Source organism: Halogranum gelatinilyticum (assembly GCF_900103715.1).
Lineage (GTDB): Archaea > Halobacteriota > Halobacteria > Halobacteriales > Haloferacaceae > Halogranum > Halogranum gelatinilyticum.
On sequence record NZ_FNHL01000002.1, the window covers coordinates 71,062 to 97,154 of the forward strand.

A 26,093-nucleotide genomic window follows, 5' to 3' on the forward strand; every position below is an offset into this window, starting at 1 on the left:
GCTCGCGGCTCAGGTCGGCGTCTGACCGTCGTCCATCGGCATCGCGTCGGGGTTGTGGCGGCACTGGACCGCGTCGAAGTGCAGCGTGAAGTGGACGCCGTCGGTCTGGACGACGTTGACGCCCAGCGGAATCGGGTTGTCGTCGTCGTCGAGGACGGGCTGGCCGCTGCCGTCGCGCTCGACGAGACCCGCCGCGATGAGTTCGTCGGCCAGCGTCAGTTCGCCGTCGCCGTCGAGGTCGGCGGGCGCGGCGTCCGAGGGGAGGTCGCTGAAGCCGAGGTTCGTCGCGTCGTCGTCCTTGCACGGGAGATACCAGCGGAACGCCCAGCAGCGGACGCCCTGGAGACATTGGGGAGTCTCTTGGGTACCGCCGCCACCGTTGCCGTCGCCGTTACCGTCGTCGTCGTAGCAGAAGCGGATGTTGCTGATACCCTTGAGCTTGTTCGTGTCCGGGTCGTCCGGAACGGTCAGGCCGGTCCCGCTCGTCGCGTCCTCGTAGTAGTACACCCGGACGCCACCGTCGAAGACATCGTCGTCGGCTCCTTCTACTTCTGCGCTGCCGTCTTTGAGGATGACTGTCTCGATACCGAGGTCGGGGTCGTTCGGGTCGACCGGCTCGATCTCCCAGTCGATGCTCGTCGCCTGACCGCCGTCGGTCGTGACGACGGTGATGGTGACACGGTAGTCGACGCCGTTAATCTGAGAGATGAAGTCGAAAGACGGTCCCGTCCCACGGAGTTCCGGATCCTCGTCGACTTTGAGAACCTCCATCAGGTTGACGCCGTGCATCGCGTTGATGTCCTCGCACGTGACGTTGGTGTTGACCGCGATGTCCTCGAACGTCCCTGCCGGGAGGTCCGCGTCGCCGCCGTTGCCGTCGTTGTCGTCGTGGTCGCCGTTGTCACCGTCCTGAATCCCGCCACCGTTGCCGTCGAAGGGGATCTGGTAGTCGTCGCCGACGAGGTCGACGAAGCCCGCGAGCGAACCCTGGTAGAAGGGCGTCTCTTCGTTGTTCAGGAGGTTGTCGCAGTCGTCGGCCCAGGCTTCGATCCAGAGATAGTTCTGCAGTTCGCCAGCGTCGGTCTCGGGCGTGTCGTCGCCAGACCCTTCCTCCGGCTCGATTCGCGTGTTTTCGGGCGTCTCGACGCCGTCGACCCGCATCGAGACGAGCGAGGGGTTGCCACAGAGATGGAGGCTGAACGTCGTCTCGCCCTCGTCGTAGGGTTTGATGTCCATCAAGTCGACGAAGACACCAGCGTCGCCGTCGACGAGCGTGTCGCCGATGTAGTCCTCGCCCTCGTCGTCACAGACGTTGGCCGTTCGCGTCGCCGCGCCCCACGCCTCGTGGGAGGGCGCGTTGTCACCGACGGCTTCGAAGCCGGTCGTGCCGACCGGCGGTGCCGACCCGACGTGGAGGCTCATCTCGTCGCCCTCGACGGGATAGATCGTCCGTCCCGACCCGTTCTTGAAGAACTCGTCGGCCCGCTCTTGGATCTCTGTGGCGGAGAGCCACGGCTTGTACGTCGTGCGGTAGTCGACCTTGAGGTCGACCCGGCCCGCTTGCAGCCAGCCGTCCAGCGACTCGGTGTCGCTGAAGAAGGCCGTCGTGCCGAGACCGGCACCCGCGGACGCGACACCGATGGTGCCGAGGCCAGCGAGAATCGTGCGTCGTGAGACGCGGAACTGTGGTTGTGTCATAGTCTTCTGGGAGGGCGGTGACGCACGGGAACCGGGCATTCCGCCGCTCTGTCTTCCGCTGTCTACTGTGGCGTCTACCACGTGCGGACGCGGATGCCCACCGACGGAGTCGAACCGTCGTGATCGCCACTGTGGGTGAGGCTCGTGAGTCGGCTAGACGACGCTGTTCTCCTCGGTCGGCTGCGGCTCGCAGTCACATTTCAGACTGCCGCAGATCAGCAGCCCCGTCGGGTTGGGGTTGTTCGCGTCGAAGCCTTCGGACTCACCGTCGTTTCTGACCGTGGCGACTAGGGTGTGCGGCCCCTCGCTCTCCAGATCGATCGTGAAGGCGACCGCTTCCTGCCAGTTGTCGTCCGGCTCTTGTTGGTTGTTGAAGCTTCCCTGAGTCGGCGTCACCGTGTCGCCGTTGTAGGTCACTTCGAGGTCTCCCTCGTCGTCCACTGCGGCCATGAGGTCGAGGTAGCACGCGCTCCGGGTCGCCGTGGATGGGACGGTGAACTCCAGCTCGTAGACGTACTCGCCTTCCGGCGCGAGTCGGCCGTCGTTGCTGTCGAACTCGGGGTCCGGAACGAGCCAGCGGCAGTCCGCCGGAGCATCGCCGATAGCGGCGGGGTCTTGCCACGCCAGCACGTCCCCGGTGAACACGGGGGCACTGACACCGTCACCGGCAGTGATCGGAGCCGGTGCCGAGGTCAGCTGCCAGTCCGCCACGCCGGTGCTCACGTCGACCTCCGCCGCACACTCGCGGTGGCGGCACTGCTCGGCGCGGTAGGTCAACTCGAAGCCGACCGAGTCCGACTGTACACGGTTGGCGTCCAAGGGAAGCCCTTCGAACTCGAGTTCCTCTCTCATGTCGTTCAGACGCGTGGGTTCGAGTTCTCCCTCGGAGTTCTCGACCATGACCACCCGCGTCGACGGCTGTGCTTCGAACTCCGCTGCGTCGCAGCCGAGCGCCCACTCCAGGCCGTAGCAGTAGACGCCGGGGTCGAAACAGTTCCCCTTGGGGACCGTCAGGCCGTCTCGCTGCGTGTTCAGTTGCAGCCCGTACTCGTCTCGCGACGTGAGTTCGAGGAAGCCGTGGAGCGAGCCCTGGTACAGGAAGTTCTCGGGGGCCTCGTCGGGGTCGTTCTCGCAGTCCTCGTCGTACCAGAAGCGGACGTGGACGTACTTCGCGAGGTCGCTGGCTTCGTCTTCGGCGAATCCCTCGAAGACTTCCGGCTCGTAGACGGTGTTTTCGCCCGTTCGAGATTCGTCGGTTTCCGAGTGGACGAAGAGATAGACCGGGTTGCCACAGAGATGGAGACTGAACGTCGTCTCGCCCCTGTCTTTCGGTTTGATGTCGGCCAGGTCGACGAAGACACCGGCGTCGCCGTCGACGAAGTCGGTCGCCCCCAGAGACCCGTTGCCACTGTGTAGTCGGACGTCTTCGGGGAGGTCGCCCGCGTCGAGTCCGTCCGCACAGACGGCAGCGTTGAACGCCGAGTCGCTGAAGAGGTCGCCCCACGCCGCACGTGACAGGACGCTCCCGTCGTCTTCGCCGCCGTCGACGCGTACATCGGGGGCTTGGCCGATGACGTAGGTCATCGGCTCGTCGGGGAGCGGTGCCGCGTTGCCGCTCATCCCGCTGCCAATGAGTCGGCTCCGCTCGTCTGCGTCGGAGAGGTCGAGCCACGGCATATACGTCGTGCGGTAGTCGACGAGAAGGTCGACGCGGCCCGCCTGCAGCCAGCCGTTCACCGACTCGGTGTCGCTGAAGAACGCGGTCGTGCCGAGTCCGGCACCCGCGGACGCGACACCGATGGTGCCGAGACCCGCGAGAACCTTTCGTCGTGAGATACGGAAGTTGGTGTTGGTGGTCATGGTTGCCTTGGGTGGGAGTCGTCTCGGGGCAACCGACGTCCCCGTCTCTCTCCCGTGGTTGCCCCGTCCGGTCTTCCGGACAGGAGGACCCACCGACGGAGTCGAACCGTCAGGTGCCGAGGGATGCTCGGCGACACCGGTGTGGGTCGGAGGTGGTCAGGAGCGGTTCAGCTACTCGACGACGACGTCGAAGGCCACGCCTTCCTCGGCAGAGGCGTCGTAGTCGTTCTGCAGCGTGACCGTCACATCGCCCTTGAGGACGAACGGCATCGACGCCATGGCTCCGGTGGTGTCGATGTTCAGGTACTGAAGGTTGCGGTTCGAACCACCGTAGGCCCCGTCGTCGTTCGACGCGGTGACGCTGGTGCTGTCGAGGTTCACCGGCATCCCGTCGATGCTCAGCATGACGTTCTCGACGTCGATGGTGGCCTCGTCGGCCTTCGTCTGGATACCGATGCGGCCGGTCGGAGTGCCGACAGTGTCGGAGACGACCACGCCGTCGAGGGTGAACGTCGCCCCGCCGGAGCCGTCGTACTCGTACATCCACGGCACGGTCGCGCCGGAGACCCACGCGTAGTCTGCCTCTTGGAAGCTGCCCGGGATCGCGCTCCCGACGGCGACTTCCCAGGTGTTCGCACCACCGAAGCGGCCACGCGACTGGCCGGTGACCTGTGCGTAGTTCTCCTCGACGTTGACGAAGCCCTCACCGCTCGTCGTGCCGACGGGGGTGTTGTGGCGGCACTGCTCGGCGTCGAAGGCGACGCTGAAGTGGATGCTGTCCGTCTGCGTGACGTTCACGTCGATGTCTTCGACGTCGATACCACGGCGCGCCGCGATTTCGTCGGCGAGCGAGCCGAAGCCGCCGTCGGTCTCGACGCGGCAGGAGGTCAGTGCCTCGAAGTCCTCGACTTCACACGGGAGCTGCCACTTCAGCCCGTAGCAGTACACACCGGGGTCGAAACATTCGCGGGCGTCCGGCAGCACGCAGTTCTCTTCGAGCGTGAGCGCCGAGAGCGGAATCGTCCCGTCGTTCTCGTCGGCGAGGTCGATGAGACCCTGGAAGGAGCCCTCGTAGAGGCAGATTTCGCCCACGATGGCCTGGCCGATCTCGCTGAAGACCTCGATGATGTCGTCGAAGTCGTCAAGACCGGAAATGAACGCGTTGTCCGGGCTGGACGCGATGCTCTCGAGGATGTCCTGGTTCGCATCGCTCCCGTAGGCGATGGTGTAGAACTCGATACCGTCTGCCTTTGCAGCGTCGGCTGCGTCCTCGGCATCGGCACCGTCGTTCGGGTTGCCGTTCGTCAGGAGGACGACGATCTTGTCACAGTCGTCACGGTCGTTACCGCTGGGGCTGACGTCGTTGTCGGTCACGATGTCGACGCCCGTCAGCTCCTCTCGTGCGACGTTGATGGAGTCGGCGATGTCTGTCGTGCCACCGCTGGAGAGGCTGTCGAGTTCCGTCTGCACGGCTGCCGCGTTCTCGCCGAGGTCCGTGTTCCGGTCTGCGATGTTGTCGTAGGTGATCAGCGAGAACTGGATGTCGCCGCTGCTCGCCTCCAGTTCGTTTGCGAGCGTGCTCACACCGTCGAGCGCGCTGTTCCACTTCACGGAGGTGGCGTCACTACCGGTGTCGTTGTCCATCGACCCGGACTTGTCGAGAATGATTGCGACGTCCGCGCAGGCGTCCTCGCCGCCGTCCTTGAAGTTGTCACAGTCGACGTCGTACCACAGGCTGACGTGGAGATATTCGGCGAGTTCGCCGACGCTCGGGGACGTGTCGCCTGCGGTGGTTTCCGGTTCGTAGCGCATGTTCTCGAGGCTCTCGTCGAGAATCGGACGCATATCGAGATACGACGGGTTGCCACAGAGATGGAGACTGAACGTCGTCTCGCCCTCGTCTTTCGGTTTGACATCGATGAGGTCGACGAAGACCTCCTCGTCGCCGTCAACGAAGTCGGTCGTACCGAGACTGGGTTCGCCGTTCGTCGGCAGCCGAACGCCCTCGGGAAGGTCGTTCTCCTGGAACCCGTCTTCACACACGCGAGCGTTGAACGCGGGGTCGCGGAAGACGTCTCCCCAGCGTTGACGCGAGAGGACGCCGCCGTCCATGTCGCGGACGTCGGGTGCCTGGCCGATGACGTAGGTCATGTCGTCGTCGGGAAGCGGCACCGCGTTGCGGGTCATCATCTCGCCGATGACGCGCTCGCGCTCGCCCTCGATGGAGAGGTCGAGCCACGGCATATACGTCGTGCGGTAGTCGAGAAGGAGGTCGACGCGGCCCGCCTGCAGCCAGCCGCTCACCGACTCGGTGTCGCTGAAGAACGCCGTCGTCCCGAGTCCTGCGCCCGCGGACGCGACACCGATTGTCCCGAGCCCGCCGAGTACTTTACGCCGTGAGATTCTGAATTGGTTGTCGTTGGTCATGGTTCCGTTGCTGTTGTCTGGTTCGTCTCGCCCCGACCCGTCGGCGCTCGTGCGAGGACCTCCATTGGTCGAATGCAGCCGTCGAAATCGGTCGTAAACCGAGTCGAGCGCCCGTTGGGGACAGCAATATGTCCCGGCGGTGTCACCTTAGGTAAGAGTACTGTGCGGCGGTGCTAACCAGCCGGTAGAGGCATCTAATCGCCGATTAGCACCGGAACGGCGCGCGTACCGGATCCGGTTTAATCGTCCTAAAAGCCGGGTATTCTCACCCTACCGACAGTCCTTTCGACGAACAGGACTCCATACCTATACCCCCCGGTCGCTATCAGTCGCTATCCAGTCACTCGCCTCCGCGAGTGGGAGAGCGTTATCAATGTTTACTCAGACACAAAGCCGACTGCCGGAGTGCGAAATTCACACTATCCTCTCGAACCCCCGTCGCCGGGCCGCGATCAAAGAGCTCTGCTCGTCGCCGGGGACCATCAGCGTCCGCGACCTCTCGGAGGTCATCGCCGCCACCGAGACCGGCCAGACGCCCGCGCCGCGGAACGTCCGCGAGTCGGTCTACATCTCGCTGCACCAGACACACCTCCCGAAGCTCCACGAACTCGGCGTCATCGAGTACGACCGCGAACTGAAGGAGGTCTACCTCCTCGACGCGGCGAAGGACCTCGACCGCTACATGGACGTCGTCACCGCCTTCGGTATCACGTGGGGCGGCTACTACCGCAGCCTCGGCGTCTTCGGTCTCGCCGTCGTCGTCGCCGCGCTCGCTGGCGTCCCCGGTCTCGCGGCCGTCGACCCGCTGCTCTGGGCCAGCGGCTTCCTCGGGGCGTTCTCGCTCTCGACGGCCTACCAGCTCTGGACCGACCGCTGGAACGTCCTCCGCAACCTCCGACGGTAAGACGCGGACACGAACACGCTCTCTCTGACTCTTTCTTCGGTACGCTCACGCTCATGTTCATGCTCACCAGCCGCTAGCTTCTGGCCATCTCGGCCGATCACTTGTGACCGTCACCGCACCACCGACGCGGTAGCGACGCTGTAGACGACGCGGTAGCGACACTCCACACGACGCAGTAGCGACGCCGCACACGACGTGGTAGACGACGCCGGACGAATCCGTACCGACATCGAGAACCGACGCGAGACAGCGTCAGCGACGCGTCGCGTCGGCACTCACCGAGCGAAGGGATTACCGAAAAACAGCGCGTTCAGACGGTCGCTTCCGCCGACTCTTCCTCGTCGTCTGCGAGCGTCGAGTCGTAGAACTCGACTTCGAAGAGTCGTGCGTTGCAGTCGTTGCAGGTCGCGGCGACGACGTCGTAGCTCCGGCAGCACGAGGAGACGACGTGTTGGTCGAGAGCGACGTGGCCCTCACAGGCCGGACAGCGCTCGATGCAGAGCCGCAGGCCGCCGAGGATCTGGCTCCGGTAGGCCATCGGGAGATACTCCCAGTCGTCGTACCGGGTCGCGAGGACCTCGCTGGCGGCGATGTCGGCGACGAACGCCGCCCGTGACTCCCACTGGCCGACCCACTCGGAGTCGAGGTAGGCGACGAAGGCGTCGCCGTGCCAGCTGATGGCGATGCGGTCGGCGTCGACATCGAGCAGCGCGGCGAGTTCGTCGCGGTCGGTCTCGCTGTCGTCCATCCGGGCCATCCGTTCGTACCACGCCGTCTCGAAGTCGTCGGCGACGACCACGTCGCCCGTCGCCTCGTCGTCGACGATGGCACCCGCCTCGCGGAGGACGGATTCGGCGTCGATGCTGTCGAGGTCGATGCGGGCGCGGGGGTCCTTGTCGAACTTCCGGAGCAGCCAGTCCGGGAAGTAGCGCTTCGTCAGCTCGGGCGTGCCGGGGACGAGATAGCCGCGGAGATAGATTGCGGCCAGTGACGCGCCGAACAGGCCGACACCGAGCGGCGGCGACGCGACGGCGACGGCCGTCGACGCGACGGCCGCGATGGCGACGTTGGTGATCGTGCAGGGGATACAGCGGTTCTCGCCGGTGTACTCCGGCTGGCGAAGGCGGTCGAGGTAAGTGATGTTCATAGAGACTCCCGACTGCTCGGTCTCTCCCGTGCAGTCGCTTCCATCTCGTAGGCTCCCACGAGACGTAGGTATGGAGCCAATACCGGCCGACGGGGGGACAACAACGGTCCCCATCGGGAGCGTTCAGCGGTCCGTCCGGACGCGCCGGTGGTCACCCCGGCCATCGGCGGTCAGCCGAGCCGGCCCGCTGCTCACGGCCGCCACGACGAGAGCGACTGGAGTCGGAGCACCGCGCGCGGAAAGCCCGCGAGGAGGGCGACGACGACCGTCAGCGTCACGGCGACGCCGACCCACCACCGCGGCAGCACCGTCCGCGCGGCCACGCCGAGCCACGTCCCGCCGCCGATTGCGAGTCCGTAGTACGCCGAGCGGAAGGGCATCGTCACGAAGTCGCTGGCCATCGGCCACCGCCCGACGTCGACGTACTCGCCGCGGAAGGAGGCGACGGCGACGGTCGCCGCGCCGAGCGCGGTCAGAGCCGACAGCGACACGGCATCCTGGTTCGGCGCGCCGGTGAGCACGAGCAAGACCGGCAGCGGGAGGACGCTCACCTCCAAAAGCGCGAAGAAGACGTAGTCCAGCCACCGCTCCAGGCGGGCGTTCAGCGAGTGTCGCGACGACTCGGGCACGTCACGTTTCTAGGGGTGGAGCGGCTAAACGGTTGTTCCCACAAGACTTGTTACGGAAGCTACACTCTTGCCAATGTGACCATGTCGTCCCTCTCGGCGGTCTGTCGCCGCTCTCCTGCGGTGGCACTCGAAGCCCTCCTCGCAGCCACCGTCGTCGCGACGTTCGGCGTCGGTCTCTGGCTCTTCGCGGACCCCGCGACGCCCGTCGGGAGTACCATCGACCTGTTCTTGCTCTCTCCGGCACTCGGCGGTCTCCTGACCGTCGTCGTCTGCTGTCGCGGGCTGTGGTCCGTCGGCACGTGGCTCCGCGCCGACGCTGCCGACGAGCGCGACAGCTACGGACTCGTCTCGCTCGTCCTCCGCGGTGTCCAGACGCTCGTCGCGCTCGCGCTCGTCGGCTTCGCCGTCGCTGGCGTGTGGTTCGTCTCCGGTCTCACTGTCGACCCCACCGTCGGCACCGGCGGCTTCGTGATGACCTCGTTTCTCGTCCTCACGGCCGGGTCGCTCGCGCTCGCCGTCGTGACGCTCGCAGTCGCCGGAATCCGACTGACTGGTCACGCTGCGTCGGTCTGATATTTCCGCTACTGCATCCGGTAGCGGAGGACCGCCGCGATGCCGCCGAGGTTCTTCAGTTGCTCGCCGGGAGCGAACTCCGCGGAGAAGACCGTCACCTCGCCGCCCTTCTGCTCGACGGACTCGATGATCTCGTTGGCGTCGACGCTCCAGTCGCCCTGGCCCTGTCGCTCGTCGCGGAGGCGTTCGTCGAGCACCAGCAGGGTCTCGACGGCTCCGAACTCGGCCGCCTCGGCGACCTGCTCGACGCCGTAGGCCGCCTTCGCGCCCTGGGCGATGTTCTCCATCAGCTCGTCGATGAGTTCGGCCTCTTTCGAGATGCGGGTCTGCGTCTGGACCTCGTCGACGGCCCCGCGTTTCAGGACCTCGTGGACGCCGCGGTCGCCGACGCCGGAGGTGTCGACGACGGTCATCTTCTCGGCGACGTCCGGGTAATTTTCCTCGATGTAGTCGCGGGCGTCCTGTTTCGTGAACCCCGGTCCCGCCAGGATGACGGCGTCGACGTCGAGATGCGAGAGCGCGCTGCCGAGTTCCGCAAAGAGTTCCGACCGCGGGCGGGCGTACTCGCCCTTGCCGGTCGGGCGGGTGAACGAGCCGTACTCCTTCGTCCCGTACTGCTGGACGGTGTGGATGTAGGCCGCGCCCTCCTCGACGGTGGCGATGGCGACGTCGGGGTTTTCGGTGGCCTGTTCGGCTTCTTCGAGACGGTCCTTCTGGTCCTTCTTGAAGTGCTTCTCGATGGTGATCTCGCTGCGCTCCTCGACGTTGAGCGTGTGATGGAGACCGAGTTGGTCCTCGCGAGAACAGCTGGCGATGATGCCGCCGACGCGGAGGCGGTTGGCGAAGCGGGCGAACTCCACGTCTTCGACTTCGATGGTGACGTGGAGATGTTCGCGTTCGCCGCCGGTGTCACGCATCTGGTCGTCAGCGCGCTGGATACGGCGGGTCGTGTCGCCGGAGACGAGGTCGCCGGGTTCGAGGACGTAGGAGAGATGCCAGAGGTCGTCGACGTTCTCGGGGACGAGCGACATCCGCTCGCGCCCCTCCTCGCCACGACCACGGCTTACGATTCGCATGGCCGAGCGAACGGCCCGCGGACTAACAACCCTTGCCTTCTCAGAGCGTCGACGTGGTCGCCGAACCGCCACCAGTCCGGCCGAGACCCTTCGCGAACCCGCGGCCGAACATGTAGTAGACCGCGACCTGCACGTAGAACAGCACGAAGATGCCGACGAGGACGAAGCTGAGCGCCGCTCCGACGAGGCCGCCGACGAGACCGACGACGAGCGCGAGCACCCACGCCGTCGCGTAGTCACTCGTGAACGCGCCGTCCTTGATCGTCCCGAAGTCGAAGGCGGCACCGAAGTCGCCCTCGATGGCGAAGTTGGTGAACGCCGCCGGGATGAAGAAGCCGACGACGAGCGCGAGCACGAACACGACCAGTCCGAGAACGGCCGCCAGCGCGCCCGGTCCGTTGTTGCCTCCGAGACCGACGGCGAAGATGAGCGCGAAGTACGGGATGATGAGGATCAACGAGTACGCGATGTTGACGACGAACAACTTCAGCCCGTCGACGAGCAGCTCTCCCCAGTCGGTGAAGGAGGGAGCTTCGGTCTCGCCGTTCGCCGCGGCGCGGAGGACGCGGAGGAAGTAGCCCTGTACGAGGAAGACGGGGATGACGAGGACGCCGAGGACGGTCAGCACGCCGCCGATGAGCAGCGTCGGTATCCAATCATCGCCCGAGCGGGGGAACGATAGTGCTTGGCCTATCATGTTCGTTCCCTCTCTCGTCTCCGAGAAAAGAGTTGTCCCTGCAACACGTCCGGACGGTGTCACTCTCCGTCTCGACAGTGTCACTCAGTGTCTCGTCCGTCCCCACTCCCGTCGGTGTCGACCCAGCGGAACGGGGTCGACGGGGTGGAGTCCGCTGACTCGTCTCCCACCGCATCTCCACGCTGGCTCTCCGCGTCCGCGTCGCTCGCCCCTTCTTCGCCACGTCCGTCGCCAGCGACGGCGACCGACGATGCGATGTGGCCCTCGCTGGCCACGGCTGCGACCGTCCGTCCCGTCTGGACGGCGGGTGCGACCTCCGCGGGTGGGCGGTCGTCGAGTGACTCCTCGCTCGACTGCTCGTCGTCCGTCGCCAGCGCGTCACTCGCGCCACGCCCGTACAGGACCCCCGCGACGACGCGGGCGTAGAACAGCACGACGACGCCGACGAGCGTGGCCGTCGTCGGGAGACCGACCGCGATGCCGACCGCGAGCGTGGCGACTGCGAGCAGCCATCCCTTCACGTAGCCGCCGCTGCCCGCGACGCCGAGGACGGTTCGGACGGCGAGCGCGTCGCGCAGTCGGCCTTCGGACGCGAACACGGCCACTGCGGCGGGTCGGAGATAGAGATAGAGGACGCCGTAGCCGACCGTGCCGACGGCGGCGACGACGAGAGCGAGCGCGACACCGACGCCGACGGCCGTGTTCGGGGAGACGACGCCGGACCCGAGCAACAGCACGGAGCCGCCACCGACGGCGAGTAACCCCGCGAGCGGGAGCGCGTAGACGACGCCGAGTGCGGTCGCCTGCACCCCGTCGCGGACGAGACGGCTCCAGTCGACGAACGAGGGGGTCGCCCGGTCGCCAGCGAGACCCGTCCGGACGACGCGGACGTCGTAGCCCCGAAGCACGAGCGGCGGAACGACGAAAAGCGGCGTCAGGAGCAGCCCCAGCGGGGTCGTTGCCACCGCCAACAGCCAGACGACCGGCGCGGCCAGCGTGACGAGCGTGAGTACGCCGCCCATGAACACCGTCGTCGCCGCGTCCTGCGTCCTCGTCGGCGCGGCCAGCGCGTCTCGCAACATCTACCGGGAGGTAGGGGTGGGCGCACATAACGGTACCTCAGGCGTCCACCGTCGCCGGTAGCTGACGGGCGCGGTCGACGGCCACCCGAACTCGGCGGCCACGTGACGGCCGTCGACGACGAGGGACGGAGAGTTCACGGACGAGAGACGGACGTTCGGCGTAGTCACTCGGCGGGTGGAAAACACGAAATCGGGGACGTAGCAGTCGGCGGCTTAGACGGCTGCCTGTTCGTCCGGGCTGTCGTCGCCGCGCATCTCGACGTGGTGGATGTCGCCCCACGCCGTGCCGACGATGTAGTACGCCGCGACGAGGGCGTAGAACGTGATGAACGCGCTCAGGATGGCACCGACGCCGGTCGCACCGAGCAGCCCGGAGACGATACCCGAGACGACGATGACGGCGAAGGCGTAGAGCCACGCCGTGGCGTACTTGCCGCTGAAGAGCACCGGGCGGAGGTCGCTGTACGAGAACGCCGCCCCGAGGCGGTCGGTCTCAGCGTAGTTCGACAGGGCCGCGGGCGTGATGTACGCCGCGAAGATGGTGAGGACGAAGCCCACCAGCGCGCCGACGAGGGCGACGAGGCTGCCGAAGATGCCTGCCGCGTCCGAGCCACCACCGGCGATCGCGCCAGCGACGCCGAGGAAGACGGCGACGGCGACGACGATACCGGGGATGAGGAAGTAGACGAAGCCGATGACGAAGCCCTTCAGCCCGTCGATTGCGAGGTCTCCCCAGTCGTCGAAGACCGGGGGTTCCTCGTCACCTCTCATCGTCGCGCGCAGGACGCGCAGCAGATAACCGACGACGAGGAACGTCGGAATTACAAGGGCACTCAGCAGGCTGAGCACGCCACCGATGAGGACCGTCTTGAGCCAGTCCTCGCTGTTCCGCAGGTATTCGATTGATTGGGTAATCATGGTCGTGTCGAGAACGGCAGTCTCTCGACTCACCAATTCTCTTGCCACTGATACAACAGATTAGATGATAAGCGTTTCTCGCGTCGTGTCTCTGTAATTGGACATTAATCGGCCGAACGGACGAAAGCCGTGCGAAATACTGTCTAACTGTTCACCTCGGTCCCCCGTCGGCCGAACTCAGTTGCCGTCGCCGTCGACGATGTCGCTGCCGCCCGGCGGGAGGAACTCCCCGATCAGGTCGGGGCTTGCGACCTTCCGCACGAACGAGGTGTCGGCGAACCGCTCGCGGAACTGCCGGTAGATCATCTTCGCCATGTCGTTCTGGGCGTAGCGGCCGGGCTGGAGCCGGACGCTCGTCTCCGTGTCCGCCTCGATGGCCGACGGCGGGCCGCCGACGACGCGCGTGTCCGGTTCACAGCGGAGGCCGACGGCGACCTCCGCGGCGACGTCGTCGTAGTACGTCCGGTCGCCGCGGATGACGAACGACCCCTTCTCGACGTATTCGCCGCTCTCGGGCGTCTTCGACACCTGGTCGGCACTGACCATGTAGGCGTCGTCGGCGAAGCGGCCTTCCTTCCAGATGGAGGAGTACGCGACGGCGAACTGCGCGGCTTCCTTCCGACTCTGCTCGGGAATGTCCACGTCGCGGGCGGGTTCGGAGGGGCCGGTGGCCTTCAGGACCGTCACCGGGCCGCCGTGGGCCTGCGTGTGGAAGAAGAGGTCGTGCTTGTTGAGATACTTCTTGACGATCTCCTCGTTCTGGTCGGCGTTGCGGCCGCCGATGACGAGAAAGCCGTCCGACGTCTCGAACCAGCGGAACCGGTCGTACCACTTGTCCTGTTTACGGACCGGTACGGAACTCCGCGCGAGCCAGTCGATGTCGGGCTTCTCCTCGTCGTCGTCGTCCGCCTCGTCCTCGTCGTCGTCGTCCGCTTCCCACTCCTCGCGTCGCTTCTCGATAGCCGCCAGCCGTTCGCGGGTGTCCTCGATAGCCTCCAGCGCGCCCTCTTTCTTCTCCTCGACGCGCTTGGCCTCTTTGTAGATGCGGTCGGCGTTCTTCTCGACGCCCATCGAGACCTCGAGGTCCATCTGCGTCCCGTCGATTTCGACTGTGACCGTGCCCGTGGAGCCGTCGACGCCTTTGACGGCCTCGGCGGCGGGGATGCCGCGCTCCGCGCCCTCGTCGAGCGTCTCGGCGATGTCGTCCCACGGGACGCCCTCCTCGCGGGCACCGCGGACCGTCGACAGCACCTCGTCGGCGAGTTCGTAGTTGGCGTAGAGCGTCTCGGCCTTCTCGCGCTCGGTCTCGGCCTGTTCGTCGAAACCCTCGATGGCGCCTTCCTGTTGCTGGATGATGCGCTTCTGTTTCTCGATCTCCTCCTCGAAGTCCGGCCGGTTGGCCTCCGCGCCGCCGCCCTTCTCGGCGTCGTCGCTCAGGTCGAGCCGGAAGAAGTAGTCGTCCAGCGCGGCGTTGAACGAGTCGAAGGCGACCTCGTCGAGATGTTCGTACTCCTCCAGCGGGAAGGGTGTCACGTCGACGACGCGACCCTCTTCCTCGTAGACGCGGGGGTCGAACTCGCCGGTCTGGAGGGGCTGTTTCAGCCGCTCGATGGCGTCGAACAGCCGCTTGTACTCTTCTTCGCCGGCGTCGGTGATGTCCATCGTCTTCTCGACACCGGCGCGGGTACACAGCTCCTCGGCGTAGAGCCCGCCGAGGTTGAGCTGCGTCGCCAGCGTCCGCACGACGTCGGTGTCCGACTCGTCCATCTTGTGCTCCAGTACATCGTAGGAGACGTCGAGCGGGTTGATGCGCGACTGGGGGAACTCGTACTGCGCGCCGGGGGCGACCGTCCGCGATTTCAGGCGGACGGTCTCCAGGCTGGCAACAACGTCGCGGTTCTCGTCGAGGACGGCGAGATTGCCCTGTCCGAACAGTTCGGCGACGATTTCGGTGTCCTCGTCGCCCCGTTCGAACTTGAAGACGAGGATGCGGTCGAACTCGTACTGTTCGACGCCCGCGAAGTCCGCGCCGTTGAGGCGGTTGCGCAGCATCATCGCGAAGTTCGGCGGCCGACCGGGTGCGTCGGGGACGTGCTCCGGTGCGACGACGTGGGCGCGCTTTGTGTCGCCGACTTCGATGAAGAGGTCGACCCGGCCGCGGTCGAAGTCCCGCATCTTCAGCCGCAGGAGGTCGTCACCGTAGAGATACGCCTTGTCGACCTTCGCGCCTTCGTAACGGCCCAACTCCGTCACGAGGGCGGCGAGGTCGATGCTCGAAAGCTCCTGCTTCGGTTCCATGCCCATCGGTTCAGACGGGACAGGAAAAGGGGTGTCGTTCGAGCTTTTGCCGAGTGAGCGAGCACTGCGAGCGAACGCAGAGCAAAAGCTCGACCAAAAGCACTCCTCGTTCGCTTCAGCGCTTCGCGCTTCCACTCACTCGTCGGCCCGCTCACTCCCTTTGGTCGCTCACGGTACAGAGAGGTGAGTCCATCATACACTGTCACGTCGTCTTTACAACTCCCGCTCGCGCAGTCGCTCGCGGGCCACCCGCTCCTCGGCGTCTTCGAGCGTCTCCGTCTCCAAGAGCCGCTCCAGCTTCCGCTCGAACTGCTCGTCGGTCAACTCGCCGGCCGCGTAGCGTCGCCGCAGGGTTTCCAGGGGCGTCTCGCTCACCTCGTCGGGCTCGTCGTCCATCTCGTCGGTGGTCCCGACGACGACGTTGCTGTCCCACAGATCGTCCCACCAGTCGCGCTCGGTCTCGCTGTCGCCAAACAACAGCGAGACGATAGGCACGACGACGACGTAGCCGACGATAAGCGCGCCAAGCCACCAACTCTGGCCCGTGAGGAGGGCGGCGAGCCAGAACCCCGTGACCAGAAGTGAAGCGATCTCGGTCGCGTTGTCACGGAGGCGTTCGGAGGGCGTCTGTTCGTCCATAGGTGACAGAGGTGAGCGAGGCCTAAAAGTCGATACCACGGGAGAGTCAGTTCACCTGTCCCGACAGCTCCGAACCGGCGTTGAACGTCACAGCGTCGTTGCGGCCGCATTCGCTCGTGCTCGGTCGTGTTCGGCCGCGTTCGGTCGTTCTCTGCCGTTCTCAGCCGTGCTCGGCCGTTCTCAATCGTTAAACGACTCGGGCCGTTCGACGGCTTCTTCCGAGCGGTTGACGCGGAAGCCGTTGCTCTCTTCGCGAGCGACCAGTTCGCGCTGTGGGTAGGGAATCTTGATGCCCTCGCGGTCGAACGCGCGCTTGATGGCGCGGACGACCGCTGCGTTCGTCCGCATCCGGCGCGGCGCGGAGGGGTTCTTGATCCAGTAGCGGAGTCGGAGACCGATGGCCGAGTCGCCGAACGTCGTCGGGACGACGACCGGCGCGGGGACGTCGTTCACCTCATCGACGGCCTCCAGCGTCTCCTGGGCGACCGCTTCGGCGTGGTCGAGGTCGACGTCGTAGTCGACGCCGACGTCGAGGCTGAGCCGGAGCTGGCCGCGTCGCGTCCGGTTCGTCACCGTCGCGTTCGAGACGCGGTCGTTGGGGAAGACGATGGTCTCGCCGTCGAAGTTCCGCAGCCGAGTGTTGATGATGGTGATGTCGCTGACGATACCCTCCTCGCCGTCGATCTCGACCCAGTCGCCGATTTCGAAGGGGCGCGAGAACATCAGCACGAAGCCAGCGATGAGCGAGCCGAGCGTCTGGCGGGCGGCCATACCCACGACGATACCGAGGAAACCCGCACCGACGAGGAGACCGTCGAGGTTCTGCCCCCAGACCGTCAGCGTCGCCAGCCCGATAGCGACGAGCACGACGACCTGGAGGACGCGAAAGACGACGCCCTGCTGGTGTTGGTTGATGTGGTCGGAACCGGCTGCGTAGTCCGACAGCCTGTCTTCGAGGAGCCGGGTCCCGACGACGCCACCGGCGAGGAGTGCGACCGTCGCCCCGAACCGCCCGGCGAGCGGCACGGCAGCACTGAGTACCGTGACGACAAAGAGTGCGAGGTCTTCGCGCCCCCAGACGACGAGGACCGCAAGGCCGACGAGCACGACGATGCTCGTCTGGAACAGGCGGATGACCGGCGTCGGCGAGAGCAGCCACGAGACCTCGTCGACGGCGTCGGGGACACGCCGGTTCCCGAGGACGCGTTGCTTGAACAGCCGGAGTCCGCGCTCGACGACGCGCGGAGCGACCACGAACGTCGTCGCGGCCGCCGCGACGAGCAACAGGAGGCTGACGCCGAGACGCGCCTCCGTCGACGTGACCTGGGTCAGTATCGACCGGAGCGTCGAGAGCAATTCGTTGACACCGACCATGTCAGCCACCGGTGTACGGGACACCACTCATCGGAAACATTCGTTGGACCGTTACGATATCATGTAGATAAAGCACACGTTCTCTCCGACACTCACGTCACCGAGATTCTCAAAAACCCGCTACAGCCGCTTCGACACGTACGGGCCGTCCTGGTGGTAGCCGAGTTTGTCGCGGTAATACTGTCGGACGCCGATACCGGAGATGACCGAGACCTTCTCGAACCCGGCGTCGGCGGCGAGGTCCTCGGCCTTCCGCAGCAGCTTCTTGCCGTAGCCCTTGTGCTGCCAGTCGCCGTCGGCACCGATGCCCGCCTCGCTGCCGTAGACGTGGAGTTCGCGGACGAGCGCGGCGTCTTTCAGCTCGCGGCGGACCGTGTCACCCTCCTGCATCGGGCCGGGCGCGGCGTGGGAGTAGGAGGGGAACCGCAGGCGACAGAAGCCGACGAGGAGGTCCTTCTCGACGTCCTCGAACGAGATGAAGTGCTCTTTGCCGCCACCGGCCTCGTACTCCATCACGTCGAGTTCGATGTTCTCGGGGTCGGGGTCTGCCTCGTTCATCCCCACCTCGCGGGCGCGGATGTCGCGAATCTCGATACCCTTCTCCTCGGCGCGCTGGCTGGCGAGTTGGCGGAGGTTCGACTTCCAGACGCCGGCGTCGATGAAGTCCGCGGGGATGTCACGCTGGACGCGCTGGAGGCGGGTGTACTTCGGAATCATGCCCATCACCTCGGCGACGACGTCGGCGGCCTCCTCGTTGGTGAGGGGGTCGTACTCCTCGCGCCGCCACATGTCGTAGGTGACCGTGTCGCGGACGACGAGCGTCGGATAGATTTTGAGGTAGTCGGGTCGCCAGTCGCTGTTCTCGAACAGCTGGCGGAAGTCCTCGACGCACATCTCCTTCGTCATCCCGGGCTGGCCGGGCATCATGTGGAAGCCGACCTTGAACGCCGAATCTCTCAATCTTCTGTTGGCGTCGACGGAGGCCTGATTGCCGTGGCCGCGGTGCATCTCGCGGTTGATGCGCTCGTAGGTCGTCTGGACGCCGACCTCGACCTTCGTCGCGCCAAGGTCGAGCATCCGGTCGATCTGCTCGGGGTCACACCAGTCGGGCTTCGTCTCGAACGTCGTTCCTATATTCCTGATATCCGCTGTCTCGTTCTCGGCGATGACGTCTTCGAGATATTTGAACTCCACCTCCTGCGGGTCGGGCTTGAACGACTGGTCCTCGGCAGGCTCGGGCTTCTTGTCCACGTCGTAGTCGTTGAGGGCTTCCAGCGCGCGCTTGACGAACCACTCCTGGTAGTCGTGGCTCCGGGCGGTCATCGTCCCGCCCATCAGGATGAGTTCGACCTTGTCGACGGGGTGGCCGATGTGCCGCAGCTGTTCGAGCCGGAGCGTCACCTGTCCATATGGGTCGTAGTCGTTCTGCACGCCGCGGGCGGCGGCGGGTTCGTGACCTGTGTACGACTGGGAGGAGGAGAACTCGCTTGCGGGGCCGCCGGGACAGTAGAGACACTTCCCGTGGGGGCACATGTGCGGCGACGTCATGATGGCGACCGGCGAGACACCCGAGGCGGTCCGGACGGGCTTGCGGCGCGTGACCTCCTGGACGTCGTCGCGATGGGCGTCGGGTGCGTGTTCCAGAATCTCGGCGTTCTTGGGGACCTTCGGGGAGGAGTATTCCGAACAGACCTGCAGCTTCTCCTTCTCGAGGTCGTCGCGGTCGATTTCCCCCTCGACGATGCGGCGGGCGAGTTCCTCGCAGGCCTGTCGGAAGGCCTCGGACTCCTGCCCGTCGGTGTCGGTACTCACGACGGTGTCACCTCCGGCGGGGCGGCGGTGTGGCTCATTAGGTGTGTTTCGGCCGGTTTTCGGGTTAAGGGTGTCGCTAGTAACTGCTGATAGCCTCGAACACTCGGATTCGGATGCTATCCAGACTACTGAGAACAGTCCGAAAGCCCACGCGCTCTGAACTCCCGCGGCTCGCCGCGCTCCTCGTCGCTCCGCTCCTGCGGTGCTTACGTCGCCGGGGTTCGTTCAGAGCACGTCCCCTTTCAGTCCCACCGGCAGAGCAAGCTCTTCCAAGCCCTCGTTCACTCCGTTCACGAGGACACCCTGACAGCACGGCCACACCCTCACCAACCGACTGCGATGCTCGGTCGCTTCGCTCCCTGCGCTTCTCATCCCTCGCACGAGTGTTTCGCGGCATGAAAGCCGCGAAGCCACGCGCCAGGATGGTCAGCCCAACTCGTAGCGTTCGACGGTCTCGAACGTCGGATACGCTTCTCGGAGGTCGATATCGACCAGCTTGAAGGCGTCGACAATGACGCGTCCGGCGTCGACCTTGCGGTTCGCCTCGGTCCACTCGACAGCGCGCCTGAAGCCCGCCTCCGTGTCGAAGTGTGCCAGCGAGACGTGCGGCGTGTAGTCGTCGCCGTCGTAGCGGTAGCGCGGCATTCCGTCGAGACCGAGCAGACGGTCGTGAACCGCTCCGAGCACGCCATCATCGTGGACCTCACAGAAGACGACCGATGGGAAGACGTTGAGCCGCGGGAGCCGTAGCTCGAACGGGTCGATATCGTCGACTGCATCGCTCGCTTCCGCGGCGAGTCGGGCTGCAGTCTCGCGGCTCACTTCGTCTTCGCCGGTCGGGTCGGAGACGACGAAGCCAAGCATCTTCACCGTCGCGTGGAGGTACTCGCGGGATGCGCCTTCGACGCCGTCGAGGTCGTCGAGTGCGTCGGCTGCTGCGCCCAACGCGTCCAGTACGGTTTCGTCCTCGATGTCGACCAGAAAGACGTAGTCGTGCGGTCGCTCTCGACCGCGGTCCCGCACGTCGTCGAACTCCTGCAACACTGGGTCGGCTGCGTGCCGTCGCTCCCAGTGTGCTGCGAACGAGTCTGTCATACCGTCGCCATCACTCGGCTGTGGCTTAGGCGTTGGCCGCAGTGCAGTCTCCCGACTGGGTGACGCCCCGTATCTCCGAGCCGCCGTCGTGGAGTCGAATCGTCGTCACCGACGTGGAGCACTCGTCCCAGTCGCGGTCGACCGAGGCCTGCGCGCCGTAGTCCGAGCCGGTCACCTCGACGGTGTAGGCGTCGGCCGTCTGAAAGGCAAAGTCGAGATGGTCGCCGGGCGTGACGTCGAGCGTCTCGTCGAACTGGACGCCCGTCTCCTCGCCGGTGATGCGGACCGTCAGCCGCCGCGCGTTCTCGCCGTCGTTCCAGAGTTGGACGACGTGCGTGCCGGGCGTCGCCGTCGCGGTCCCGGTCTGCGCGCCCACAGCGACCGTCGCCATCGGCTCGGCACGCATCCCGCGGAACGGCGGGTCCGGCAGGTCGTAGGTCGGTTCCATCGCGGAGCCGTCGCTGGTGGCGGGTTCTCGGTCGCCCGTGTCGCTGCCGCTTCCGGACGAGGGGTCAGAGGCCTCGACGGAGCCGGACTGTCCCCGGCTGAGACAGCCGGCGAGACCGACACTCGCGGCACTGGCGAGGCTCGCGAGCGAGAGGAGGGCGTGACGGCGGTTCATGCCCCAGAGACGCGGTCAGGCGGCTAATCTCTTCCTCCGGACCGTCCGGTGGGCGAGGAGAGAACGAGAGAACGCGGTTCGGTTCGACGCTGTTCGCGGCGGGTCGCGAGTCGGCGGCTTACGAGAGCTGCTCGACGACGGCGTCGACGACGGCTTCCGTCACGTCGTCACGGACGCCCGAGAGGAACTCGATGCGGCCCTCGCGGACACCCTTCGCGGTGATGCCAGCGTTCGGCACCTGTTCGCGGGCGGCGGCGGCGACGGCGCGGACGTCGACATCCTCCGTGCTGCGGAGGTAGAGTTCGTCCATGCCGAGACCGAGCGTGACGAACGCGCTGCCGTTGCGGTTGCGGCGGTGGAGTTCCTCGACGAGCATCGTCGACGGCGGGAAGTCGAAGCGGTGGGTGAAGGCGTCGGTGTCGATGACGGCGAACTCGACGTCCTCCTCCTCACGCTCTTCGAGGTTGGCTTCGGCCGTCTCGACCTCGTCGTCCAGCTTGATGCGGAACTGCTCTGCGACGTGGTTGGCGAGTCCGGTGTCGTGGCCCGCCTCGTCGCCGAACAGCAGGTCCGTGATGAGCTCGCGCTTGTCCTGGTAGGACTGGTAGTAGGCTTCGAGCGCGACTGCCTCGCGGAGGCTGGTCACGCGCTCTGCGTCGTAGCCTGCCTCGTCTGCGAGGTCGAGGTAGTCCTGCGGGGCACCCTCCCAGTAGCTGACGGCGGGGAGGTGCGCGAGGTCGTCGCGGACCTCGTCGTTGACGGCCGCAGCGAGGTTCGCCGCGAGCGCGCCCGTCGAGAGGTCCGAGGCGTCCGCCCCGGCACGCGCCGGGTTGACGAGCACTTCCGTGTCGTCTTCGACGTCCTCGTCGGCGACGGCGGCGTCGACGACGACGCGCTCCGCGCCGTAGACACCGAGCAGGCCGAGTCCGTCACTGGACTCGACGGTGCTGCCAGTACCAAGGAGAAGCACGAGGGGGAGCTTCTCGTCGTGTCGGTCCTTGTCCTGGAGCATCCGCGTGACGTCGTTCGTCGCGGCGTCCATACCGTAGACGGCGTCGTCGAGCGGGCGACGGGTGAAGTAGTGGTATTCGGCGTCGCTCTTGGCGTACTCCTCGCGGATGAGCGGGAGGACGGCGCGCTCGACGGCGGCACCGGCGACGTAGCCGTCGGCGGTGGCGGCGTGGCGGACGACGATGGGATGCGATTCGAGGACTGCGCGGCGGATGGCCTCCGCGGCGTCGAGCAGCTGGTCGGAGACGGCTTCCACGGAGTCGTGGGCCGCGAGCGGCATGACGGCCTCGGGGCGGGCGCGGGCGGTCAGGGCGTCGGCGAGCCGACGCTGGACTGCTTCGGCGTCCTCGTCTTCGAGGACGACGAGTGCCTCGGTCTCGACCTGAATCTCGTTGCGGCGGAGTTCGACCTCGCCGTCCAGACGGACGACGTCGCCGACCTCGACCTCGGGGTAGGCGCGGACGCCCGCCTCGACGAAGGCTGCGGCGTCGACGACGCCGGTCTCGTCGCGGAGTTCGAAGACGGTCGGGCCGCCGGTCTGGCGGGCACCGACGACTTCGCCCTCGATGCGGACTTCCTGGCCGACGCGGTCCGAGAGCGTGCCGATCTCGACGCGCTCTGCCTCGCCTGCCGGCTCGGGTTCGTCGTAGTCGCGCGCTTCGGCGTCGGCAGCCTCCGTCTCGGCGGCGTCGGCGTCTGCGGACTCGGTGGCTTCGACGGACTCGGTCTCAGCGACCTCGTGCTCGTCGACAGCCGCGGTCTCCGGCTCGGGCTCGGGCTCCGGCTCGGGTTCCGGCTCTGCCTGCTGTTCGTTGTTCTGTTCGTCGTCATCGTCGTCGCCGTCGACGTCGTGGTCGCCGTCAGCGTCCTGGACGAGGACGCCGCGGAACTCGCGCTCGGACTGGCGGATGGACCAGCCGAGGTCGATGTTTCCGTTGTCGCGGACGTTCTTCACCTGGACGAAGACGGTGTCACCCGGCTCCCAGCTGAGGCTCTCCAGCCGCTTCTTCAGTTCGCTGCGGTGGAGGAGACCGGTCACGCCGGGGGCGATGTCGACGAAGACGCCGAAGTCGGCGTAGCCGTCGACCGTGCCGCTGTAGAAGCGACCGGACACCAGCTGGTTGGCATGGTTGCCACGGAAGTGAAACACGACGTCTTCCTGATGGCTGTCACAGATTCGACCGTCGACGGGCGTACCACAGATAATACACGTACCCATTTGAGCAGAGAGAAACACCGCGGCCTAAAACTGTTGTCGAAAGTCCGCTATCAGAACTCGCGGCCGATTCACCCCGAAAACAGCCGTCGACGACCGCCTGTCGAATCGGCGACATTCGACTGCTGTCGGGGGATTTCGTCCGGTAGACGATGACAGTCTCCCGCGGTGAGTCCGGTTTCGACCCCGCAGAACGGCCCTGTTTTTCGTCACCCGCCGTCCCGCTGTGCGGAACGGTGCTGCGCGCCCGCTCAGAGCAGGCCGAGTGCCCCCGCCAGCGTCGTCGCGGCGGCCACCCCACCGAAGACGTAGCCGAAGAGCACGAGTGCCGGGACCGCGCCGGCGACAGCAGCACGAAGAAGGCTCGTCCGGTGGACGACGCTGAGGCCGACGACGAACAGGCCCGCGCCGTAGAGCGCGCAGGCGAGTCGGAGCGTCGGCGACGGCACTCCGGCGAGGACGCAGGGTGCGGTGGCGTAGGCGATGGTCTGGACGGTCTCGCTCACACCGGCGCGGTCGCGGACGGTGAGCATCAGGAGGACCGTCTGGAGCGCGCCGAGGAGATGCATCGTCGCGGGCGCGAGAAACAGCGTGACGGCCACAAGGAGGAGGAGACTCGTCGCCGACGCACTACCGGCTAAGAGCGGGACGTAGTCGGTTCCGAGCACGCGGTCGGGCGTGAACGCCAGCAGGCCGCCGACGTAACAGAGCGCGACGAGCACGCCGAAGACGAGGCCGGGTGCCTGGTCGCCGGGGGCGACGCCATTGCGGAAGAACCGTCGCGGGCGGACGAGCACCTCGGCCCACGCGCGGACGATGCCGCGCGGGCCGCGGTCGCGGCCGCCGCGGGGGTTTTCGACCCAGGTAGTCACGGTCGTACTAGTCGGTGCGGAGGGTATGACAGTTGCGACACCGGGCCTCGTAGGACTCCTCCGCGCCGACGAGGATGGTCGGGTCGTCGACGTGGGCTGGTTCGCCGTCGATGAGCCGCTGGTTACGCGTGGCGGGCTCGCCGCAGACGGTACAGATGGCCTGGAGCTTATCGACGTACTCCGCGAGCGCGAGAAGTTGGGGGAGCGGCTCGAACGGCTCGCCGCGGAAGGTCTGGTCCGTCCCGGAGACGATGACGCGACGGCCGTCGGCGGCCAGTGCCTCGCAGACGTCGACCAGCTCGGTCGAGAAGAAGTTGGCCTCGTCGATGGCGACGACTTTCTCGCCGTTGAGCTGGTCGAGCATCGTCCAGAGACCGTCGCCCTCGCTGTCGACGACGGTGGCCTCCCACTGCCGACCGTTGTGCGAGCCGATGGTGGCCTCGCCGTAGCGGTCGTCGACGGCGGGCTTGAACACGGCGACCTCTTGGCCCGCGATCTCGGCGCGGCGGAGCCGACGGAGCAGTTCCTCGGTCTTCCCGGAGAACATCGAGCCCGAGATGACCTCGACCCATCCGCTCTGGGTGATGGCGTGCATAGGCCAACACGGCACCTCCTATTTCAAATGCGTATTCATTCTGCGGGCGGAGACTGTCCGCCGAGTCGTCGACCGCGTACCCGGCTCAGTCCCCTGCGCCCTTGTTCTGGCGACTCTCGAACGTCGCGGGGTCGGCCTCGATGTTCGCGAACTGAACGGCTCGCCGACCCAAGACGAGGACGCGCTCTTCGAGTCCCTCGTCGCGGAACGCGCCGTCATCGTCGAAGGCAGCGTGTGCGCGCGGCACCGCTGCTTGGTGGGGGATGACCCACGCGTCGAGCGCGCGGCAGACGGAGCGGAGATGTTCGAGCGCGGTCACGGGAAACGCGCCGCCAGAGACGGCGAGGAGACCGACGGTCTTGCCCGCGAACTCGTCGAACCCGCAGTAGTCGAGCGCGTTCTTCAGGACGCCCGAGTACGAGCCGTGGAACATCGGCGTGCCGAGGAGGACGGCGTCGGCTCCTCGGATCCGGTCGACCAGTTTCGCGCTGTCGCCCTGTGCGTCCTGGTCGGCGTCGAGCGTCGGCAGGTCGTAGTCGCGCAGGTCGACGAACTCTCCGGTCCCGCCAGCCTCCTCGACGCCACGGAGGGCGTGCTCGAGGGCTAGTCGGGTGTAACTCCGGTCGCGGAGGCTGCCGCCGAGCGCGACGACGTGCGGCTGTGACATACCGACACACACGACGAGGGGTGGCAAAACCGTACCGCCGATCCGGCCGCCTGTCGGTCGCGGTCACGCGTTCCGCGGACGTGGTGGTTATCAGTGCGCGGGGCTTCCGGCCGACTATGAACCTCGACGACACGGCGGACGCGGCCGACGACGGCGTCACCGAACCTCTCCCTGGGCAGATGGTGCAACACGGAACCGGCGTCAACTCCAACCGGGCGTTTCCGACGAACGGCTACCCCGCCAATCTCGACCCGTTCGTCCTCTTCGAGCGGTTCTACATCGACCCGGACAAGGGCTTCCCGATGCATCCCCACCGCGGCTTCGAGATCGTCTCGTACATGATCGACGGCGGGATGGAACACGAGGACTCGCTGGGCGTGAGCCACACGGCCTACGAGGGCGACACCATGCGCATCACCACCGGCGGCGGCATCCGCCACTCGGAGTTCCCCGCCGACGGCGCGGCCTGCAACGGTCTCCAGCTCTGGGTCAACCTCCCGCGCGAGAAGAAGGAGATAGACGCGGACTACGTCGACGCGAACGGCGAGGACCTACCGGTCGCCGACGTCGGCGGCGCGACGGTCAAGACGGTCGTCGGCGACGGCTCGCCCATCGAACTCCACACGCCGATGGAGTATCTGGACGTCCGCGTCGACGACGCGTGGACGTGGAGCGTCGACGAGGGCTGGTCGGGCTTCCTCTACGGCGTCTCGGGCAGCGGGACGGTGGACGGCAACGAGTTCGGCGAGGGCGACGTGTTACCGCTCACGGAGGGACGGGACGTCACCGTCGAGACCGAGAGCGGACTCCGCGTCGTCGCCGTGAGCGGAGAACCGCACGACGAGCCGATCCGCCAGCGCGGCCCGTTCGTGCTCTAACCG

General features: G+C 66.4%; 22 protein-coding genes. 3 read left to right on the plus strand and 19 right to left on the minus strand.

Annotated features, from left to right (window positions below; genetic code table 11):
• Nucleotides 1-9 precede the first annotated feature (9 nt).
• The 3 genes from BLR57_RS06830 to BLR57_RS06840 form a co-directional block, all read right to left on the minus strand.
• The gene (locus BLR57_RS06830; RefSeq protein WP_089695774.1) at nt 10-1,698 is read right to left on the minus strand and encodes a hypothetical protein; all 1,689 of its coding nucleotides are present in this window, start codon (nt 1,696-1,698) and stop codon (nt 10-12) included.
• Nucleotides 1,699-1,851: 153 nt separating this feature from the next.
• A complete protein-coding gene (locus BLR57_RS19690) occupies nt 1,852-3,558 on the minus strand; it encodes a SipW-dependent-type signal peptide-containing protein (RefSeq protein ID WP_244509946.1) in 1,707 nt (568 codons plus the stop codon).
• A 171-nt stretch (nt 3,559-3,729) separates the two neighbouring features.
• On the minus strand, nt 3,730-5,985 hold the full coding sequence (locus tag BLR57_RS06840; protein ID WP_089695776.1) for a vWA domain-containing protein: 2,256 nt from the start codon (nt 5,983-5,985) through the stop codon (nt 3,730-3,732).
• A 373-nt stretch (nt 5,986-6,358) separates the two neighbouring features.
• Here BLR57_RS06840 and BLR57_RS06845 point away from each other — a divergent pair, with 373 nt between their 5' ends.
• Nucleotides 6,359-6,889, plus strand: a complete 531-nt coding sequence (locus BLR57_RS06845; protein ID WP_089695779.1) for a DUF7344 domain-containing protein — start codon at nt 6,359-6,361, stop codon at nt 6,887-6,889.
• Between the two features lie 310 nt (nt 6,890-7,199).
• On the opposite strand, the gene BLR57_RS06850 is transcribed toward BLR57_RS06845, so the two are convergent.
• Nucleotides 7,200-8,036 carry a DUF8054 domain-containing protein gene (locus BLR57_RS06850; RefSeq protein ID WP_170830584.1) on the minus strand — a complete coding sequence of 279 codons (837 nt, stop codon included), beginning with the start codon at nt 8,034-8,036 and terminating at the stop codon, nt 7,200-7,202.
• 191 nt (nt 8,037-8,227) lie between these two features.
• Nucleotides 8,228-8,665, minus strand: a complete 438-nt coding sequence (locus BLR57_RS06855; protein WP_089695781.1) for a DUF8215 family protein — start codon at nt 8,663-8,665, stop codon at nt 8,228-8,230.
• A gap of 75 nt (nt 8,666-8,740) precedes the next feature.
• On the opposite strand from BLR57_RS06855, the gene BLR57_RS06860 reads away from it, so the two are divergent.
• Nucleotides 8,741-9,238, plus strand: a complete 498-nt coding sequence (locus BLR57_RS06860) for a hypothetical protein (RefSeq protein WP_139173289.1) — start codon at nt 8,741-8,743, stop codon at nt 9,236-9,238.
• A gap of 8 nt (nt 9,239-9,246) precedes the next feature.
• On the opposite strand, the gene BLR57_RS06865 is transcribed toward BLR57_RS06860, so the two are convergent.
• The 14 genes from BLR57_RS06865 to BLR57_RS06930 form a co-directional block, all read right to left on the minus strand.
• Nucleotides 9,247-10,314 carry an mRNA surveillance protein pelota gene (locus BLR57_RS06865; RefSeq protein ID WP_089695785.1) on the minus strand — a complete coding sequence of 356 codons (1,068 nt, stop codon included), beginning with the start codon at nt 10,312-10,314 and terminating at the stop codon, nt 9,247-9,249.
• A 40-nt stretch (nt 10,315-10,354) separates the two neighbouring features.
• A complete protein-coding gene (locus BLR57_RS06870; protein WP_089695788.1) occupies nt 10,355-11,011 on the minus strand; it encodes a DUF4013 domain-containing protein in 657 nt (218 codons plus the stop codon).
• Between the two features lie 80 nt (nt 11,012-11,091).
• On the minus strand, nt 11,092-12,093 hold the full coding sequence (locus tag BLR57_RS06875; RefSeq protein WP_089695790.1) for a DUF4013 domain-containing protein: 1,002 nt from the start codon (nt 12,091-12,093) through the stop codon (nt 11,092-11,094).
• Between the two features lie 213 nt (nt 12,094-12,306).
• Nucleotides 12,307-13,011, minus strand: coding sequence for a DUF4013 domain-containing protein (locus tag BLR57_RS06880; RefSeq protein WP_089697617.1), 705 nt, complete (start codon nt 13,009-13,011; stop codon nt 12,307-12,309).
• Nucleotides 13,012-13,188: 177 nt separating this feature from the next.
• A complete protein-coding gene (rqcH, locus tag BLR57_RS06885) occupies nt 13,189-15,309 on the minus strand; it encodes a ribosome rescue protein RqcH (RefSeq protein ID WP_089695793.1) in 2,121 nt (706 codons plus the stop codon).
• A gap of 213 nt (nt 15,310-15,522) precedes the next feature.
• The gene (locus tag BLR57_RS06890) at nt 15,523-15,948 is read right to left on the minus strand and encodes an SHOCT domain-containing protein (protein ID WP_089695795.1); all 426 of its coding nucleotides are present in this window, start codon (nt 15,946-15,948) and stop codon (nt 15,523-15,525) included.
• A 180-nt stretch (nt 15,949-16,128) separates the two neighbouring features.
• The gene (locus tag BLR57_RS06895; protein WP_089695797.1) at nt 16,129-17,322 is read right to left on the minus strand and encodes a mechanosensitive ion channel family protein; all 1,194 of its coding nucleotides are present in this window, start codon (nt 17,320-17,322) and stop codon (nt 16,129-16,131) included.
• 120 nt (nt 17,323-17,442) lie between these two features.
• Nucleotides 17,443-19,134, minus strand: a complete 1,692-nt coding sequence (locus tag BLR57_RS06900; protein WP_089695799.1) for a tRNA uridine(34) 5-carboxymethylaminomethyl modification radical SAM/GNAT enzyme Elp3 — start codon at nt 19,132-19,134, stop codon at nt 17,443-17,445.
• Nucleotides 19,135-19,560: 426 nt separating this feature from the next.
• The gene (locus tag BLR57_RS06905) at nt 19,561-20,229 is read right to left on the minus strand and encodes a 2'-5' RNA ligase family protein (protein WP_089695803.1); all 669 of its coding nucleotides are present in this window, start codon (nt 20,227-20,229) and stop codon (nt 19,561-19,563) included.
• 25 nt (nt 20,230-20,254) lie between these two features.
• Nucleotides 20,255-20,851: a hypothetical protein gene (locus BLR57_RS06910; RefSeq protein WP_089695806.1), complete on the minus strand. Its 597-nt coding sequence runs from the start codon at nt 20,849-20,851 to the stop codon at nt 20,255-20,257.
• Nucleotides 20,852-20,969: 118 nt separating this feature from the next.
• Entirely contained in the window at nt 20,970-23,081 is a 2,112-nt protein-coding gene (locus BLR57_RS06915; protein WP_089695808.1) for a DHH family phosphoesterase, read from the minus strand.
• 248 nt (nt 23,082-23,329) lie between these two features.
• Complete coding sequence (locus BLR57_RS06920) at nt 23,330-23,950, minus strand: YIP1 family protein (RefSeq protein WP_089695810.1); 621 nt, start codon at nt 23,948-23,950, stop codon at nt 23,330-23,332.
• 7 nt (nt 23,951-23,957) lie between these two features.
• Entirely contained in the window at nt 23,958-24,545 is a 588-nt protein-coding gene (locus tag BLR57_RS06925; protein ID WP_089695813.1) for a thymidine kinase, read from the minus strand.
• Nucleotides 24,546-24,630: 85 nt separating this feature from the next.
• Entirely contained in the window at nt 24,631-25,212 is a 582-nt protein-coding gene (locus tag BLR57_RS06930) for an NADPH-dependent FMN reductase (RefSeq protein WP_089695815.1), read from the minus strand.
• A gap of 179 nt (nt 25,213-25,391) precedes the next feature.
• Between BLR57_RS06930 and BLR57_RS06935 the strand changes: the two genes are divergently transcribed.
• Nucleotides 25,392-26,090 carry a pirin family protein gene (locus BLR57_RS06935; protein WP_394327573.1) on the plus strand — a complete coding sequence of 233 codons (699 nt, stop codon included), beginning with the start codon at nt 25,392-25,394 and terminating at the stop codon, nt 26,088-26,090.
• Nucleotides 26,091-26,093 lie beyond the last annotated feature (3 nt).

Excerpts from the sequence above, each read along its gene's own strand:
- BLR57_RS06830 (WP_089695774.1), bottom strand. The coding sequence starts at position 1,698 with ATGACACAACCACAGTTCCGCGTCTCACGACGCACGATTCTCGCTGGC.
- BLR57_RS19690 (WP_244509946.1), bottom strand. The coding sequence starts at position 3,558 with ATGACCACCAACACCAACTTCCGTATCTCACGACGAAAGGTTCTCGCG.
- BLR57_RS06840 (WP_089695776.1), bottom strand. The coding sequence starts at position 5,985 with ATGACCAACGACAACCAATTCAGAATCTCACGGCGTAAAGTACTCGGC.
- BLR57_RS06845 (WP_089695779.1), top strand. The coding sequence starts at position 6,359 with ATGTTTACTCAGACACAAAGCCGACTGCCGGAGTGCGAAATTCACACT.
- BLR57_RS06850 (WP_170830584.1), bottom strand. The coding sequence starts at position 8,036 with ATGAACATCACTTACCTCGACCGCCTTCGCCAGCCGGAGTACACCGGC.
- BLR57_RS06865 (WP_089695785.1), bottom strand. The coding sequence starts at position 10,314 with ATGCGAATCGTAAGCCGTGGTCGTGGCGAGGAGGGGCGCGAGCGGATG.
- BLR57_RS06870 (WP_089695788.1), bottom strand. The coding sequence starts at position 11,011 with ATGATAGGCCAAGCACTATCGTTCCCCCGCTCGGGCGATGATTGGATA.
- BLR57_RS06875 (WP_089695790.1), bottom strand. The coding sequence starts at position 12,093 with ATGTTGCGAGACGCGCTGGCCGCGCCGACGAGGACGCAGGACGCGGCG.
- BLR57_RS06880 (WP_089697617.1), bottom strand. The coding sequence starts at position 13,011 with ATGATTACCCAATCAATCGAATACCTGCGGAACAGCGAGGACTGGCTC.
- rqcH (WP_089695793.1), bottom strand. The coding sequence starts at position 15,309 with ATGGAACCGAAGCAGGAGCTTTCGAGCATCGACCTCGCCGCCCTCGTG.
- BLR57_RS06890 (WP_089695795.1), bottom strand. The coding sequence starts at position 15,948 with ATGGACGAACAGACGCCCTCCGAACGCCTCCGTGACAACGCGACCGAG.
- BLR57_RS06895 (WP_089695797.1), bottom strand. The coding sequence starts at position 17,322 with ATGGTCGGTGTCAACGAATTGCTCTCGACGCTCCGGTCGATACTGACC.
- BLR57_RS06905 (WP_089695803.1), bottom strand. The coding sequence starts at position 20,229 with ATGACAGACTCGTTCGCAGCACACTGGGAGCGACGGCACGCAGCCGAC.
- BLR57_RS06910 (WP_089695806.1), bottom strand. The coding sequence starts at position 20,851 with ATGAACCGCCGTCACGCCCTCCTCTCGCTCGCGAGCCTCGCCAGTGCC.
- BLR57_RS06915 (WP_089695808.1), bottom strand. The coding sequence starts at position 23,081 with ATGGGTACGTGTATTATCTGTGGTACGCCCGTCGACGGTCGAATCTGT.
- BLR57_RS06925 (WP_089695813.1), bottom strand. The coding sequence starts at position 24,545 with ATGCACGCCATCACCCAGAGCGGATGGGTCGAGGTCATCTCGGGCTCG.
- BLR57_RS06930 (WP_089695815.1), bottom strand. The coding sequence starts at position 25,212 with ATGTCACAGCCGCACGTCGTCGCGCTCGGCGGCAGCCTCCGCGACCGG.
- BLR57_RS06935 (WP_394327573.1), top strand. The coding sequence starts at position 25,392 with ATGGTGCAACACGGAACCGGCGTCAACTCCAACCGGGCGTTTCCGACG.